Source organism: Sedimentibacter sp. B4, from assembly GCF_000309315.1.
GTDB lineage: Bacteria > Bacillota > Clostridia > Tissierellales > Sedimentibacteraceae > Sedimentibacter > Sedimentibacter saalensis.
Genome location: NZ_CANG01000796.1, coordinates 1 through 241 on the forward strand (window position 1 = coordinate 1; position 241 = coordinate 241).

Sequence of the window (241 nt, forward strand, 5' to 3'; positions counted from 1 at the left end):
CCCCGGACGCGGCGTCCGCGACCGAGGTGGACGCCGATCGCGCGGCCGCCGTGGGCGAGCCCGACGAGGTCGTGTTCAACGGGGTGGCGAACGGCTACGACAGCACGCCACTGACAGCGCGCGTCGGCGAGCGGGTGCGCTTCTGGGTACTCGACGCAGGACCGAACCGGGCCACCAGCTTCCACGTCGTGGGGGCGCAGTTCGACACCACCTTCAGCGAGGGCGCCTACCTGCTCAGGCG

At 72.6% G+C, this 241-nt stretch carries 1 protein-coding gene; it reads left to right on the forward strand.

Annotated features, from left to right (window positions below; translation table 11 throughout):
• On the forward strand, positions 1-241 hold a 241-nt coding region (locus tag BN358_RS13160; protein WP_040583552.1), incomplete at both ends, for a hypothetical protein.